This is a genomic window from uncultured Turicimonas sp., from assembly GCF_902477955.1.
Lineage (GTDB): Bacteria > Pseudomonadota > Gammaproteobacteria > Burkholderiales > Burkholderiaceae_F > Turicimonas.
Map to the genome: position 1 here is coordinate 15,650 of NZ_CABSJB010000031.1, position 16,138 is coordinate 31,787.

The 16,138-nt window shown below is 43.6% G+C and carries 13 protein-coding genes; 6 read left to right on the top strand and 7 right to left on the bottom strand.

What is annotated here, in order from left to right; genetic code table 11:
• Nucleotides 1-73: 73 nt before the first annotated feature.
• From RDK53_RS09250 to RDK53_RS09260, 3 genes are all read right to left on the bottom strand, one after another.
• Nucleotides 74-1,633 (bottom strand): FGGY family carbohydrate kinase, encoded by a 1,560-nt coding sequence (locus RDK53_RS09250; protein ID WP_308514301.1) that lies wholly within the window; start codon nt 1,631-1,633, stop codon nt 74-76.
• A gap of 98 nt (nt 1,634-1,731) precedes the next feature.
• Nucleotides 1,732-2,427, bottom strand: coding sequence for a 7-cyano-7-deazaguanine synthase QueC (gene queC / locus RDK53_RS09255; protein ID WP_308514302.1), 696 nt, complete (start codon nt 2,425-2,427; stop codon nt 1,732-1,734).
• 54 nt (nt 2,428-2,481) lie between these two features.
• On the bottom strand, nt 2,482-2,742 hold the full coding sequence (locus RDK53_RS09260) for a heavy-metal-associated domain-containing protein (RefSeq protein WP_308514303.1): 261 nt from the start codon (nt 2,740-2,742) through the stop codon (nt 2,482-2,484).
• A gap of 249 nt (nt 2,743-2,991) precedes the next feature.
• Between RDK53_RS09260 and RDK53_RS09265 the strand changes: the two genes are divergently transcribed.
• On the top strand, nt 2,992-4,023 hold the full coding sequence (locus RDK53_RS09265) for a hypothetical protein (protein WP_308514304.1): 1,032 nt from the start codon (nt 2,992-2,994) through the stop codon (nt 4,021-4,023).
• Between the two features lie 74 nt (nt 4,024-4,097).
• Here RDK53_RS09265 and RDK53_RS09270 read toward each other — a convergent pair whose 3' ends face one another.
• Complete coding sequence (locus tag RDK53_RS09270) at nt 4,098-5,894, bottom strand: [FeFe] hydrogenase, group A (RefSeq protein WP_308514305.1); 1,797 nt, start codon at nt 5,892-5,894, stop codon at nt 4,098-4,100.
• Nucleotides 5,895-5,909: 15 nt separating this feature from the next.
• Nucleotides 5,910-7,895 (bottom strand): FAD-dependent oxidoreductase, encoded by a 1,986-nt coding sequence (locus RDK53_RS09275; protein ID WP_308514306.1) that lies wholly within the window; start codon nt 7,893-7,895, stop codon nt 5,910-5,912.
• 269 nt (nt 7,896-8,164) lie between these two features.
• On the opposite strand from RDK53_RS09275, the gene RDK53_RS09280 reads away from it, so the two are divergent.
• Nucleotides 8,165-9,091 carry a patatin-like phospholipase family protein gene (locus tag RDK53_RS09280; RefSeq protein ID WP_308514307.1) on the top strand — a complete coding sequence of 309 codons (927 nt, stop codon included), beginning with the start codon at nt 8,165-8,167 and terminating at the stop codon, nt 9,089-9,091.
• A gap of 60 nt (nt 9,092-9,151) precedes the next feature.
• Here the strand turns inward: RDK53_RS09280 and RDK53_RS09285 are convergent, their stop codons facing one another.
• On the bottom strand, nt 9,152-9,994 hold the full coding sequence (locus RDK53_RS09285; RefSeq protein WP_308514308.1) for a formate/nitrite transporter family protein: 843 nt from the start codon (nt 9,992-9,994) through the stop codon (nt 9,152-9,154).
• A gap of 270 nt (nt 9,995-10,264) precedes the next feature.
• Between RDK53_RS09285 and RDK53_RS09290 the strand changes: the two genes are divergently transcribed.
• From RDK53_RS09290 to RDK53_RS09305, 4 genes are all read left to right on the top strand, one after another.
• On the top strand, nt 10,265-10,690 hold the full coding sequence (locus tag RDK53_RS09290; RefSeq protein WP_281524002.1) for a hypothetical protein: 426 nt from the start codon (nt 10,265-10,267) through the stop codon (nt 10,688-10,690).
• Between the two features lie 2 nt (nt 10,691-10,692).
• Complete coding sequence (locus RDK53_RS09295; RefSeq protein WP_308514309.1) at nt 10,693-11,667, top strand: homoserine kinase; 975 nt, start codon at nt 10,693-10,695, stop codon at nt 11,665-11,667.
• A gap of 125 nt (nt 11,668-11,792) precedes the next feature.
• The gene (locus tag RDK53_RS09300; RefSeq protein ID WP_308514310.1) at nt 11,793-12,587 is read left to right on the top strand and encodes a BPSS1780 family membrane protein; all 795 of its coding nucleotides are present in this window, start codon (nt 11,793-11,795) and stop codon (nt 12,585-12,587) included.
• 85 nt (nt 12,588-12,672) lie between these two features.
• Entirely contained in the window at nt 12,673-13,089 is a 417-nt protein-coding gene (locus RDK53_RS09305) for an META domain-containing protein (RefSeq protein ID WP_066592566.1), read from the top strand.
• Between the two features lie 39 nt (nt 13,090-13,128).
• Here RDK53_RS09305 and polA read toward each other — a convergent pair whose 3' ends face one another.
• Nucleotides 13,129-15,918 carry a DNA polymerase I gene (gene polA / locus RDK53_RS09310; RefSeq protein WP_308514311.1) on the bottom strand — a complete coding sequence of 930 codons (2,790 nt, stop codon included), beginning with the start codon at nt 15,916-15,918 and terminating at the stop codon, nt 13,129-13,131.
• Nucleotides 15,919-16,138 lie beyond the last annotated feature (220 nt).

Here is a 16,138-nt window from a genome sequence, read left to right on the forward strand (position 1 = left end):
CCTAGGCGGAATTCTACCAATAGAAAAGACCGAGGTATCGAAATAGCTCGGTCCAAATACAATAACTTTCGAATTAGCCTTCTTTGACTATCTTCTTAATGTCCCACAACCGTTTAAAGGCTTCCGGCATATCGCTCTTAATCAGATCTTTTTGGAAAGAGTGAAGTTTGCGGTACAGGGAAGTCATTTCCTTTCTCGGTGCATATTCTTTATCAACGACTAAAACCTTCCGTAAATTAGGAATGATGTCTTTGAAATCACCTACCGCATAGGCAGCAAAGAGACAGTTGGTCACCACAGCCCCGCCCTTATTCTTGTAACGGACGACTTCGCTGTCCAACATGTCTGATTTGATCTGATTCCATAGAGAGTCTCGACTGCCGCCCTCAGTTACCGTGATTCGGTTCAAATCCACGCCGGCCTTTCTATAGATATCTGTGATTTCCATGTAGTCATAGCCAATGGATTCAAGGACGGAGCGCCACATTACCGCCTGATCATCATCAAGGGTCAACCCCAAAAAGCAGCTGCTCTTCTTTTGCGTCTCATCCTGGCCGCCTGTCAGATATGGGAGGAAAAGAACTCCGTTGCTGCCTGCCGGAACTTTTTCAGCTCTGGCACTAAGATCTGTGTAATAAAGAGCATCATCGGCTTTATGGCATACAGAATCTTTGAACCATCTCAAAGCCAAGCCGCCGGTTCTGATGAAACCCCAGTAAAAATAAGTGTTAGGAAGAGAACCGCTGTTAAAGATGAGATTGTTCCCTTTTTTGCTTAGCTCAGGCACGATGCCGGTGGTCGAAACACAGAACATAGCGCAGGTGCCCGCAACGTCTACGCCTTTTCCCGGCTCGAAATTACCGCATCCAATCATGGACTGCATAGTATCGCCGGCTCCTGCACAAATCTTTGTCCCTTCACGAAGACCTGTGTATTCGGCAATTTCTTTTGTTAAGCCTCCGACAATATCCCACGGCTTGAGAATTCTTGGCATATAGCGCTTATCAATACCTAAGATAGCCAGCTGTTCATCTGACCACTCTTTTTCCATGACCTTGTAGCCAAGGCCCCAACCGGACATTGCTCCCCAGTCGATAAAGGCGTCTTTACCTTTTAATCCGGCCAAATTCATAAGGATATACGGGCAGTTATGAACGAACTTAACACCTTGTTCTTGGAATTTTGTATTGTGCTTGAGAAGCCATCGTGCAAACATAGCCGGGAACATACATGAAGCAACCGGGTTCCCAGTCTCTCTGCCCCAAATGGAAAGATCCTTTTTATTAATGTACTCCACGTCATCCTGAGTACGGCTGTCGAGATAGTTAATATAAGGAGTGATAGCCTTCCCTTCGGCATTTACACCGGCGATACCGCAGATAACGCCGTCGCCCATAATCGAAACAATATCTTTGGGATCTCGGCCGATTTCTTTTAAATCCTCTGCGCAGCGCTTAATGCATTTAAGAGTGACTCCCAAGAAATCATCCAAATCCATCTCTACCCAACCGGGGTTAGGATATCGGAAACTGGTCGGAAGACTTTGTGAGGTAAGACACTCTAATTTTTCGTCATAGACAGAAACTTTGACGCTCTGTGTACCGGCATCAAAACCGAGATATAGATTTCCCATAAGATTGCTCCGTTTTCTTTCTATTATATAGCCGAGCCTTTTGTCTACAGCCTCAGGACATACAAGGCAACGGCTAAGGACAATCACTCATTGTGCTGCTATTCTTCGTATGGAATCGGATCTTTTACCCCGTTTTCTTCAAATGCTTTCAAACGATCAAGACAAGTTCCGCATTTTCCACAGGCTTTTTCATGTCCTTCGTAACAGGACCAAGTAAGCTCAAAAGGAACCTTCAGCCTTAATCCTTCTTTGATAACACGCGCTTTATTGAACTTCACCAAAGGAGCAGCAAGCTTAACCAATCCGTAGGTTCCAATGGAAATGGCTTGATCCATCGCTTGGGTAAATTCCGAAGAACAATCGGCATAGGCTTGGCCGGCTGCATCATCTGCATGAGCACCAATCCAAATTTCACAATCTTCTTCCGGGTAAATTGACTGGGCTAAAGCAGCGGCCGAAGAAAGCATCAAACCGTTCCTAAAAGGGATATAAGTCGAAACCTTACCTTCCCCTTTTTCCGCAATTTGATCGGCATAGCTTTTATGTTCGATGGATTGAGTGCTGTTTTTTAGAAGGGAACAGTCACTAAATTTGAGAATGTTTTCAAGGCTGAGAACAAAATGCTTTAACGAATAAAAATCGGCAATCTTCTGAGCACTGATAAGTTCTTTGTCGTGCTTTTGTCCGTATTCAAAAGAAACCGTCGCTACATTTTCTCTGCCAAGTTTTTCAACGGCAAGTGCGACACAAACTGTACTATCTGCTCCGCCGCTGGAAAGGACTAGCGCTTTCATCTTTGCTCCTCATACCGTAATTGGGCTGATTTTAGTCCTTCTTCCGGCTGCGGCTTACTTTCCAAACAAGGAAGCAAAAAATCCTTTCTTCGAATACGGTTCAGAATGACCGCCAAGGAAGCTGTAGCCGGTCTTCTCAATTTCAGCCTTTATTCGTCTCATATCCGGCTCACTCTGGCTGATGATCTTGATCTCGGCTTTTTTATAAGACGCATTGATCTTGGCATCCGGACAAATATTTCTAATCACATCTTTCAAATGCGATTCGCACATGGGACAGGCCATGCCTTCAACTTTAAGTGTCGTTTCTATCATGATTAATTGAGAATAATTATCATGCTCAATTATAAAAATTTGCCTTTCGTTTTTCAACAATTCAGTAACTATTAAGTTATCATTTGCATAATCACACCGCATAAGCATTGATGTGAAGACCTTTAGTTTTCTATTAGTTTGAATGAATAGCAAATGATTCCGTTTCGTATGTTTATCTCTTATCCCCTCTGCTACGCTTTTGAGAGGACGGTAATACGATCTCAAACTTTTGAGAAAACCTGGTCAAATATGCGTCCGCACCTGGAAAAAGGCATTGAGCTTATTGCTCAGGAAGCCCACCCTGAAGGACGCTCTCTCGTTCGTAAATACGTTTACCAAGAACCGGCTGTCCGCAGAGTCGTTAATGACTGCCTGCGGGAAATCTTTTCAACCGATATCATGTGCATGGTCTCTCAGATCCAGAACAATCATCGGAAAATAGCCGCTCGTAAAAAAGAAATTATCGAATGGGAGAAAGATCTTATTGGCAGTCCCAAACGGTCTTGGAATCCTTTGAACGCTTCCGTTCCTCAGCTCAAAGAAAAGATCGAGCGCAATAAAGTAAAAAATGCTGCTGACGAGAAACAAAATCAGGCTTTAATTGATTCTTCCTTGGAGAAATTAAAAGCAAGAGGCGTAAAACTTAATAAAGCCCAACTTGAGGGGTTGATAAATACGGCTGACGGAGAAGATGTGGCTGCGATTATGGCTACGGCTGACTCCATTCGCTTAATTTTCCAAAAAATGGATTCTCAATTAAAGTCCGAGGGGGCGACACCCGAGCTTTCAAAGAGCTATGCCGGCTTCTATATGATGTGCTGCCGTCTTTATATTGAAGCCATCGACCGAGCACTACTTAAAATTGAAAAGTTTTACTTGCCCCGTGTCTGTGGCATAGAGAAAAATGCGGCTAAACAGATTCGCTCAGCAGAATCTAAACTGGGCCACTCCAGAATTACTCAAGAGCAAAAGGACATTTTGAATAAGAATTGCCTCATTAATGAACAAATTATTGAGGTTGCAAAGTTCTATACAAAGCACTTGAATACAAGGGCTAAAGATTTGCTCGAACTCAAAGAAAAAGCCGAATTAAATTACGATATTTCTTTGAATACTTTCTTCACAATGAAGGCAGGAGCCGACCTTTCTCTACTGATGAAAAACTCGGAACAAGATTTAACGAGAATCTTTGAATTTGAGATGCCAAGTCCGGCCGCTCTTTACGATGTAGGCTTCGGTGAACAGTTCACCGCAGTTACCAGGCAGCTTCAACAAGACTAGTCTGCTTTCTCTGGATTAAGAGACACACAGAGAATTTGGCCCGAGCTTCGTTTCTCGGGCCGATTAGTTTTTGTCTAACAGAGAGTGATTTCTTTCCAGATATCTTCAGCTCTTAACTTCTTACCGCCTTTCCGATCTTGGTACTCAGTATGAAGAAGTTCGTGAGCCAGATGAGAATTCGGCTCTCCCAAATACTCTTTGTACAGCTCTTTAATCATCGGGTTGTTATGAGACTGTCTTAAAGAATGTTCCTCATCGATGGTCGTCAGAACTTTAGTACGTTCCAAGTTAAACGGATGGTAGTCTCCGGCCTCTCTCGGCGTTCCTCCGCCATTGATGCAGCCGCCGGGGCAAGACATTACTTCAATAAAATCAAAAGGACTCTTTCCGCTGAGAACTTCATCCGCAATATAGTCTGCGTTAGCCAAGCCATGAACCACGCCGATTCTTAACGGAGATTTACCCTCACCCAGGTCAATGGTCAACTCCTGTTCCACATGAGGATGCTCGCTCGTTTTGAACTGAATAGAATTCACATTTTTACCGGTCAATACGTAATAAACGGTTCTTGCCGCTGCTTCAGCCACTCCCGCAGTTTTACCGAAAATTACAGCCGCTCCGCTTCCTTTGCTCATAAACGGAGTATCAAAATCCTGGCCTTCCAGTTTTCTAAGATCAATGCCTTTTCCTTTCAAAAGTTTGGCAAATTCTCTAACGGTTAAAACCAAATCAACATCGGGAACTGCGTCTTTGGCTAGTGCTTGTCTCGCCGCTTCATCCTTCTTGGCCGTACAGGGCATAATGGAAATAGAACGGATTTTCTCTTTTGGAATACCTGTTTTTTCCGGTAGCCAACTCTTGATTAAAGAACCCATTACCGCCTGCGGAGAACGGGTAGTTGAAATATGAGGAATCAGCTCGGGCTTATGCAGTTCAACAAAGTTAATCCACGCAGGACAGCAGGAGGTAAACATTGGGAGAACAGCATTTTTATCATTAAGGCGATTCAGCAGTTCCGTACCTTCTTCCATAATAACCACATCGGCGGAGAAATTAGTATCCAGAACACAATCAGCTCCGGCTTTTTTCAAGGCTTCTACGATTTTTCTCTCAACGTTCACACCGGCTGAAAATCCAAACTCTTCTCCCAAAGTAGCTCTCACGGCCGGAGCAAATTGAAATACGGTATAAATTCCCGGATCCGTCAAATAATCATTGGCAACATCCACTTGGTCACGAGCCTGGAGTGCTCCGGTTGGACATACGACCGTACATTGACCGCATCGAACACAGTTATCCGATAACGCCCAAGGTTTCCCTTCTCTTAACCCGGCAGCTCGGTCCCTGCCGGCGCCTTTCATGGTCAATACATAGAGACCTTGAACTTTACCGCAGACTTCAACGCATCTTTCACAGCGAATGCATTTGTTTGGATCCAGCCAAATCGCCCGGTCGGAATAATCTTCTTCCTTCGCTACCTTGTAGGAGCCTGGAGCAATGCTCTTCTTCAAGTCCAATTTCTCTGCCAAATCCAAGAGTTCACACTTCCCATGTCTATCGCATCCCATGCAATTCATATCATGATCTGCAAATAAAAGGGCCAACTGCTTTCTTTGCGCCTGACGTACTTCAGGAGAATCAGTGCGAATTTCCATTCCGTCTTCTAAGCCGGTCTTGCAGCTTGTCGACAGCACTTCTCTTCCGTCAGGATATTTAATTTTTACGATGCATAAACCGCAGGAACCGGGAGTACTTTCCAATGTCGGATAAGCACAAAGAGTCGGAACAAAAAATCCAAGTTTTCTTACCGCTTCTAATACTGTAAGCTTTTCTGTAAAGGTAAAAGGAACCCCATTAATCAATGCTTTCATTATCTTTCCCTTCGTTTACTTAGCGGTTTTTCCAATTGGATTGGCTGTTTCAACCAAAAGTACCCTGTAGCAGCGCATGCATCTTTCGGCTTCTTCTTTTGCCTGATCGTCGGTAAGGCCCAACTCAACTTCTTCAAAATTATCCGTTCTGTTTAAAGGCTCCAATTCCGGAATTACTGTGCGGGAAGTGGAAATTACCGGCTTGCATTCAGCAGCATCTTCAAATAGACCTGCTGACTTAATCATGTCGCTCACTCTTTGTCTCTTATCAAAGGAGAATTTTTCGCCTTCCAGATACTCTTGAATTCGCTGAGCTGCTTTTTCTCCCTGTGCCATAGCTTCAATAAGTGAACGTGGGCCAACTGCACAGTCGCCGCCTGCAAATACTCCCTTCCTTGAAGTTTCTAAATTCTCATTGACGGCAATAATGGAATCTCGTTTACCTAATTCAAGCTTATCTGCGTCGACAAATAATTCTTTTTCGAGTTTTTGCCCGATAGCGGCAATAACTTTTGAACAAGGAATAACAAACTCAGAGCCTTCAATTTCAGTCAGCTTTGATTTTCTGGAATTCGGATCGCCCTCAACCTTCAGTTTGCAGCAAAGTAAACCTGTCACCTTGCCGTCTTCTATAACCAACTGCTTTTGAGCTGTCAGCCAATGAAAAGAAACGCCTTCTTGATGAGCTTCATGAAGTTCGACAGGATCGGCCGGAGATAGTTGTTCCGTTCTTCTGTATACGACAGAGACTTTGCCCGAGCTGATTCTGACTGCCGTTCTGCAGCAGTCCATAGCTACGTTTCCGCAGCCGACAATTACAGTGTCTCCCTCATAATGAAGAGGTCTTCCTTTAGAAACTGATTTTTCGACTTGACGCAGAAACTCTATTCCGTCGGTATAGCCGACGATTTTCTCTTCGTCTTCAGGAAAACCGAGTTTCGTACCCTTAGCACATCCAACACCGAGAAATACTGCTTTATATCCGTCGCTGAATAAATCATCTATCGAAAAATCTTTTCCAAACTCTCTTTCGAAAAGAACACGTCCTCCGAGATTTTCGATAACTTTACTTGTTTCGCTGGAGAGCAAATCCTTAGGAAGGCGATATTGCGGAATACCTGTTAAGGCCATTCCGCCTGCCCTATCTTTGCTTTCAATAATATCAACCGGATAACCGGCAAGAAGCAAGTGGTAAGCACAGGTAATTCCTGCTCCACCCGCACCAATAACCGCTACTTTAGGTTTATTTTGCGGGGCGCGCCTTGGTTTGAAAAGATGATCTACGGACTCACCGAGAGAATCTGCTGCATAGCGCTTCAGATTTTTAATATCAACGGGGCCCTCAAGCTTTCTTCTTCGGCATGCAGACTCACAGAAATGAACACATACACGTCCGCACGATCCAACTAGCGGATAGTTTCTTAAAAGAACCCCGGTGGCTAAATCCGATCTGGACTCCTTAATGTAGTCAATATATCTGGGAATATTAACCTTCGCAGGGCATGCTTCGATACAAGGCGCCGTAACAACGGAAAACTGATCTGCTGATGTGTAGGGCACGTTCTTTTTTAGGTCTTCAGGGAAAAATTTTAGAGCTCCGAGGAGAGAAACCGGAACGGTCTGACCTACTCCGCAGAAGCTGCTTTCAGCCATTAGTGTGCAAACCTCTTCGATGACCTTCCAGTCTTTCTCTGAGAGACTATGTTTATCTTCAGAGGCCTTCTTTAATAAGTCATAAACGAGTGCGGTTCCGTTTCTGCAAGGAGTACACTTGCCGCAGGAATTCTCGGAGGCCTTTTCCCAGTAATCTCTTAGAACCTTAATCAAGGAGACTTCAGGGTTGAAAATAATGAAGCCTCTATGGGAAACAAACGCATCTACAGGATTAGAGCCGTCAAAAAATTCGAGCTCCTCAATATTAAGGGTCGCCGGCAGCTCTTCTAAACTCGCATTTCGTAAATCAAATGGCTCGCCGTCCCAAAAACCGTAACATGTCTTCATAACTTAGCCGATGAGGATGTGTTTTCAAATTATTTCTAAATATTACTATCCTTTACTATCCTTCTACTGACTCTTTCTTATAAGTTGAAAGTTGATTTTACTATGTGAAAAAAGTTAGGGATTTTTCTGACCAATGTTTCTACTTATTTTGAAAACATTCGGTCGCAAACGACATATTCCATCCTCTAAAGGATCTCGGAGCCCAATATGCACATAATCAGATTCAAATTCTGTTTTGGGCAATAGAATTATTAGAAAAGGAGAATTTTATGAAAGTCGGCGTTGCATTAGGGAGCGGATCTGCCAGAGGTTTTGCACATATCGGTATATTGGAATACTTGCAGGAAAGAGGTGTACACGTCGATGTTGTTGCAGGAACTTCCATCGGTGCTATTGTCGGGGCTTCTTACGCATGCGGCAACCTAGACAGACTCAAGGCTCAAGCTTTAAATATTAACCGTTTGAACTGGACGGCATTTTTCAATCCAAGTTTTTCTTTCGACGGTTGGATTAACTTAAAACATATGCAAATGTTTTTGGTCAAATCCGGCATTCCTAGAAAAATGAACATTGAAGATTTAAAAATGCCCTTTGGGACGGTTACCTGTGATTTGAATACAGGTAAAGAGCTATGGGTGACGGAAGGTCCGGTTTTTGATGCGGTTTGGCCTTCCATGGCAATGCCCGGAGTTTTCCAGCCCGTATTAAATAAAGAAAACCGTTGGTGTATCGACGGAGGAATTGTCAATCCTGTTCCAGTTTCTTTGTGCCGTGCTTTGGGCGCGGATGTGGTCATCGCCGTTAACCTAAACAGCGATTTGCTCACAAAAAATAGAAATCCTCGAGCTGAACAAAAGAAAAAACCAAGTGAGATTTACAAATTAGTGCAAAAGGCAAAGAAGCTAATCCCTGCAAAATATCAAAAAGAAACCCTCCAAAACGATATGCCTGAACCGCCGGATTTCTTCGAAACGATAGCTTCCTCCATCAATATTGCTCAGGACAGAATAACTAAAACACGTTTAGCCGGAGATCCTCCGGAGGTAACGATGCAGCCAAAACTTTCCAGAATCGGTTTGTTGGAGACTTACAGAGCGGAAGAAGCCATCGCCGAGGGAAGACGGTGCTGCGAACTAGCCTTTCCGCAAATTAGAGATGCCTTAGATCTGGTGCAAGTCGAGGAAGGAGAAAAGTAGTTCGGATTCTCATATTTAACGAAAAATTAAGCCTGTCGGTGGTTCGGACAGGCCTAATTTTTATTTATTTTTGTGGTTGGCTAGCAGATACAAAATACCCACTAGGACAGCACCTCCAACAATATTTCCCAATGTCACAGGCACTAAGTTATTAATAAAGAAATCACTCCAACCTACAGCTAGTGCTTTAGCTTCTCCTGCATTAACTAAAGCGATATAACGAGCATCGGTTCCGGTAAAAATGCCAAGAGGAACGAAGAACATATTAGCTATACAGTGTTCCATACCCAAAGCCACGAATGCCATTGTCGGGAACCAGAGAGCGACCACTTTTCCGATAACCTCAGTGCTTGCAGCGGCTGCGAAAACCGCTAAGCAAACCAACCAGTTGCAGCCGACTCCCCGGACAAAAGCAGACATCCAATCTAAAGAACATTTGGCGTTAGTTAGGTTCACGATGCTTTTTGCCCAGGGAAGCGTTCCGCCTGCACTTTCAAAAATGAGACCGGAAGAAAAAGCAATGACATAAGCAACGAACAGTGCCCCCACAAAATTACCAACCCAAGCAGCACTTCCTGCAAGAAAGGACTGTCCGACAGAAATTTGACCTCTAAGTTTTGCCGTTGTTAAGGTCATGCAGCTGCCGGTAAAAAGGTCTGCACCGCATAAAACGACAAGCATCAAACCGAGCGGGAAAACTGCACCGAAAATAAGCTTTCCCACTGCTCCCCACGACTCCCAAGGGAGTACTAGACCGACCCTTATCGCTAAAAATCCGCCGATAGCAATGTACATACCGGCTAAGACGGTATTTGCAATCCGGGAAATTAAATTTTGAGAGGCTTTAGAAACCCCCATGTTGACAGTTGCTTCTAAAATTTGAGCGGATGACAAAGTCGCCATCTGGTTCTCCGAAGAATAAGGAATTGAATCAATTGAATTTATCGAGCGCATTATACGGTTTACCTCTCCGGAAATAAGGAATTCCCGGAGAGAATTCAAAGCTTTAAAACAAAAAATCGAACTTTGAATCTTTATGCACGAAACGGAGATTTAATTCTTTTCCAGGTCCTCTAGGCTGGACTCACCGCATAATAGGACCAATCTTTGACAAAATATAGAAAATATTAGTTACACTGTAACCACTCTAATGACTTCTTGAAGAGCTCAAAAATGACTAAAACAATGCTTTCTATAATCCTGGCTCTTGGTTTTGCTTCAGTTGTTGCGGCTGCTCCGAGAGTGGAAACTCCACCCTCCATTGATTCTAAAGACAATATTTCCGGGGGCACGTCTGAGAAAAAAGTAGCACGCATAACAGCTAAAAAAACTGACGCAGTCACTAAAGAAGAACTTGAACAAGCTAAGAAAGATATTGAAGCCGCAAAGGTTCGTCAGAAAGATCCGAGATTCTGGCCAAAGACCAAAATTGAAGAGACCGTCAACAATAACAATGTTGTTACTGAAGTCAAGGTCACTCCAATGAGTACTCAAATCCCTTACACCATGACTCGTGAGCAACCTTCCAATCAATCTAAGAACGGAACCAGCGGCGACAATACCATGAGCGTTCCAAAATTCATTAATTTCGGTTTTTAAGAATGGCTGTATTTACTCCTCTCTCTGAAGAAGACATAAATAATTTTCTAAAGAATTACGACATCGGTGATTTAGTTGAGTACAGCGGAATCCTCTCAGGCATTGAGAATTCCAACTTTTATGTGACGACCACAAAAGGCCGATATGTCCTAACTGTCTTTGAAAGACTTAACGAAACTCAGATCCCTTATTATCTGAAACTTCAAAAACATCTTTTAGATAAAGGACTTTCGGTAAGTGGTCCCATCACGGATAAAAACGGGCACCTGTTTTCTTCGTTGAAAAATAAACCGGCAAGCATTGCTCCTTGCATTAAAGGAGAATACGTTGATCAACCAAATGCTCAGGCCTGTAATCAGATGGGCAAAATGCTTGCAGAAATGCACCTTGCCGTAAAAGATTTTCCTTTAACTCAAGAAAACACAAAAGGTTTAGCCTTCTGGGAATCTTCCCTTCCCTCTCTGAAGCCATACATGCCCGAAGAGCTTTTTGAATATCTGAAAAAAGAAATTCATCGGCAAAAAGAATTAATGAATTCGCAGGCTTACAAAGAGCTTGAAGCAGGCGCGGTTCACGCAGACCTTTTCAGAAATAATTCACTTATTGAAATCAATGGAGACGAGCAAAACCTCGGCGGAGTCATTGATTTTTACTTCGCCTGCAATGCTCCGTTCCTATACGACCTTGCCGTTACCCTTAACGACTGGACGATAGATCAAGAAACCGGAGAATTCCTTCCAAAGGAAACTCAAGCATTTTTGGAAGGATACAACTCAGTGAGAAAACTAACGGAAAAAGAACACTCTCTTTGGCAAGACATGCTTTCGGCCGGGGCTCTTCGCTTCTGGGTCTCTCGTCTTTATGACTTTTACCTTCCGCGTGAAGCCAGTATGTTGAAGCCTCACGACCCGAGACATTTCGAAAGAATATTGAAATTGAGAAGAGAAGCGGATCCGAAAGATCTTCCTTGGATCTAGTCTGAGGTTCAAATTTTCAAGCAGGCAGATTAACCTCTGCCTTTTTTGTTACTGATTTTTCTATTCTGAAATTTCTGACCTTTGTAAAAACAGTATGATAACGAAAGGTTTACTTTGGACTTTTTATGAACAAAAACTATAATCTCCCCGCTTCTACGGGACTTGTGTGGCTTAAGGCCGGATTCAAAATCATGAAAACAGCCCCTGTAGCCACCAGCGGCATCGTCGCCTTTTACTTATTGCTGATGCTTGTAGCAGGAATGCCGGGCGCTCTGCTAAACGTACCTTTCATTGATATTTTATTAAGCGGCCTGGTGACACCTTTTGGAGCCGTTGCAATTGCTAGTTGCGGCAGAGATGTATCCAAAGGAATAATCCCGACAATATTTCAATGCTACGGAGAATGTTTCAAAAACACCTCCGTCCGTAACAAACTCCTGCTCTTGGGGCTAATCTATGGAGTTTGCGTTATTTTGATCAGTCTTGTTTTTTCTTGGCTCTCCGCAGAGGACATCGCTAAGTGGTTCAGCAAAGACGGAAAGCTTCTTCCTAATGAGATAGTGTCCAACTTTCCTTGGGCTGCCGTCCTCTTTGGCTTCGTTTTCTATACCGCCCTTCTTTGCGTAACCTGTTTTTCTCCAATGCTCATTGCTTGGAAAGGAATGCCGCTTGGAAAAGCTTTCTTCTTCAGCCTCTTTGTCTGTTTGAAGAACGCCGGCGCTTTTATCGTTCTCGGACTTCTGCTGGCTTTAATCGCAACTTTCGGCACCACTTCCTTAAGTGCTTTGGGTGCAATCCTCGGCATTAATTCCGTCCTGGTCGTACTTTGGGGCCTTTTCATCACCTGTTGGTCCTATTGCACCCTTTGGCCTATTTGGTCCAGTATTTTCGGAGACCAAGACAGCCAAATCGTTTCTTAAACAAAATGAAACCATTTTCACTAATTTACGGTATTCGTTATTTGAAGAAATCAGTAAGCTTTACATAGATTTATTGGAGAAATTAATGCGTAAATTCTTACTAGGGGCCATCCTTTTATCAATGACAGGTTTGGCTTCTGCTGTGACTGTTGAAGATCTGACTTCCACTTCTTCTTGGATGCCTGCTACTGACTCAGTTCCGTCCTGCGACATTCCTGCGACTATCACTTTCAAAAAGAACGGTAAGCTCAATTCCGAACCTGGCTGCAACAGCCTTTTCGGTGATTATGTTATCGGCGATAACGACAAACTCGAATTCGTCAACATGGGAATGACGAGAAAGCTTTGCGCTAAACAGTATATGGACTTAGAAGCAAGCTTCACCGACCTTCTGAACAAAACCAAGTTCGCTAAGAAGGACGGTAAATATCTCATCTTGTTTGATGCGGATAAAAAAGAAATCGGACGTCTGGAGCCTGAGCGTTCCGGCTCCTGCAGCTAAATTTTTCTTAAAGAGCGAAGCCGGCGGCTTCGCTTTTCTTTAGTGTGCGGCTTCCCAATTCTCTCCCACACCAACCTCAGCAATTAATGGTACGTGCAATTCAGCAACTGAGGACATAATTTCCGGAAGTCTCTTCTTCACAACCTCCACTTCTTTATCCGGCACTTCCAGAATCAATTCGTCATGAACTTGGAGAACCAGCTTACTTTCTAAGTTTTCTTTTTGCAGCCAGTCTTGAACGGCAATCATTGCCATTTTGATGAGATCAGCGGCTGTTCCCTGCATCGGAGCATTAATAGCCGCGCGTTCAGCAGCTGCTTTTCTTGCGCCGGAAGCCTGCAGCTCCGGAATTTCCAATCTTCTTCCGAACACTGTCTGGATATATCCTTTTTCCAGGGCATGCCGTCGTGTATCCTCCATGTACTTGGATACTCCCGGATATCTTTGGAAATAACGGGCGATATAGTTCTTAGCATCATGGCGATCAATATTTAAATTCTTTGCTAACCCGAATGCACTCATGCCGTAGATCAAACCAAAATTAATCACCTTAGCTATTCTTCTTTGATCCGGGGTGACAGCTTCCAAAGGTTCGGAGAATACTTCCGCAGCTGTTGCCCTATGAATGTCTTGGTTTTTCTTAAATGCTTCGGTAAAACCTTTATCTCCTGATAAATGAGCCATGATTCTCAATTCGATCTGAGAGTAATCGGCACTGATAATTTTCTTCCCCGGGCCTGCGATAAAGGCTTCCCTCACCCTTCTTCCCTCCGGTGTCCTTACAGGAATATTCTGCAAGTTCGGATTAGTCGAAGACAATCTTCCGGTAACGGCCACCGCCTGTTCAAAGGTCGTATGAACCCTTCCATCTCGAGGAGAAATTTGAGTAGGCAACTTTTCAGTATAGGTAGAAATAAGTTTGGTCAGAGCACGGTATTCCAGCGCAATTTTGGCCAAAGGATAATCCAGTGCAAGTTCTGAAAGAACTTCTTCGCTTGTAGAATAATTTCCTGAAGCGGTCTTTTTCGGGGGTTTGCCGTTGATGAGAACTCCCAACTTATCAAAAAGAATCTCTCCGAGTTGTTTCGGACTAGCCAAATTAAATTTCTCTCCGGCAATAGTCTCTCCTTTCTTTGACAGTTCGGATGCTTTTGCTTGAAGTTCCGCTGTCTGCTTTGCCAATAACTGTTTATCGATCAACACACCGTTTTGTTCCATTCTGAACAAAACACGGCTCGTCGGCATTTCGATTTCACGGTATATCTTTTGAAGATTCGGATCCTTTTCTATCAGTCCGCAGAATAAATCGGATAAGTGTGCCCCGACGTATGAACGCTCCATCGCAAATTTTGCGCAAGACAAAGTATCTACTTCGCTAAAAGTTTTCTTTTTAACGCCCTTGCCCAATAGGACATCTTCGCTCTGCAGCTCAAACTTAAGCCAATTGTACGAAAGCTTTTCAATGTAATGGGTTCGATGAGCTTCCAGAACATAATTCTGAAGTAAGACGTCTTCTTTTATACCGTTGAACTCGATGCCTATGTCGGCCAAAACGTGTGCTATGTATTTAGCGTCATAGCAGCTCTTTTCAAAAGCCGGATCAGAAAGCCACGAACCGAATATTTGCGTAAACTCTTCAGGCGTAATACCTTGAGGATCAACCCAATTGGTACTCACCGGGACGAACCAGTTTTTACCTGTATTCCACCCGACTGCGATCCCGCGCAAAGTGTATGTAAAATCTTTGAAATCGGCTAGCACAAACAAGAAAGGAAGCTTGCCCTCTTTGCTCTGAGAACAAATCTCTTCAACAAGATGCTTTGCTTCTTCCGGAGATTCAATTGTTTGCTGAGAGAACTCTGCCAATTGAACTTCTTTCTCTGCCGAATTGGAAAAAAGATCCATTTCATCTGATGCCTCTTCGTCAGATTTCTTGGAATCTGTTTTAATTGAACCGCTCTTGGGCTCATCTTTCAGATCTTTGAGAAAAGCGCGAAATTCCAGGCGTTCATAAAGTTCTTTCAGAGCCGAAACATCTGGCTCTTTAATTTTTAGATCTTCCAATGAGTTAACTTGAGAAGAAATATCGGCATCCTGCTTGATTGTCACCAAAGCTTTAGCAACCGGCAAAAAGGCCAAAGACTCTCGAAGGTTGTCACCAATCTTCCCTTTTACCGCAGAAGCGTTCTCAATAATATTTTCCAAGGATCCATATTCTTCAAGCCACTTGGAAGCTGTTTTCTTACCGCATTTCGGAACGCCGGGCACATTATCAATTTTGTCCCCCATCAATGCGAGGTAATCAATAATTTGTTTTGGAGGTACACCGAATTTTTCCTTAACCCCTTCAATATCGAGCCAAGTATTTTCTGTACCCATCGTGTTAATCAAAACAACGTTTTCCGTGACAAGCTGAGCATAGTCTTTGTCTCCGGTCGCTATGACGACTTTACATCCCGCTTCTCCTGCAGACTTCGCAATTGTTCCGATAGTGTCATCTGCTTCGATACCGTCAACTTGAATCAGCGGAATACCTTGCTTTCTAACTGCATCAAAAACATCGGGAATTTGCAGCTTAAGATCTTCGGGGGTTTCTTCTCTATTGGCTTTATAGTCCGGATAAATATCGGAGCGGAAGGTTTTTCCTTTCGGGTCAAAAACGCAAGCCACATAGTCCGTAGGGACATCTCGTCTTAATGCCCTAAGCATCGAAAGAAAGCCTCTCGTGGCTCCGGTTGGATGCCCTGACTTCGTATTAAGAGGAGGCAGGGCAAAGAAAGCCCGGAAAAGAAAGTGCGATGCATCGATTAATAGTATTGTTTTGCTCATATGTTTTCCTTGCGGACTATTTAAGAGATAGTTCAAACTCGATCTGCATATATTAATAGTTCAAATCCTATTCACAATCTTCAAAGATTCATTTAGAGACAGGCCAAGATGAGCGGCTAGAAAAGGATTTGGTCGCCGGCAGAAACCATAATTGACATCCTCCTCTTCGTGAACGAAGAGGATTCCCTACCACCACTACAACAGCCGTAGCCTATTGTTG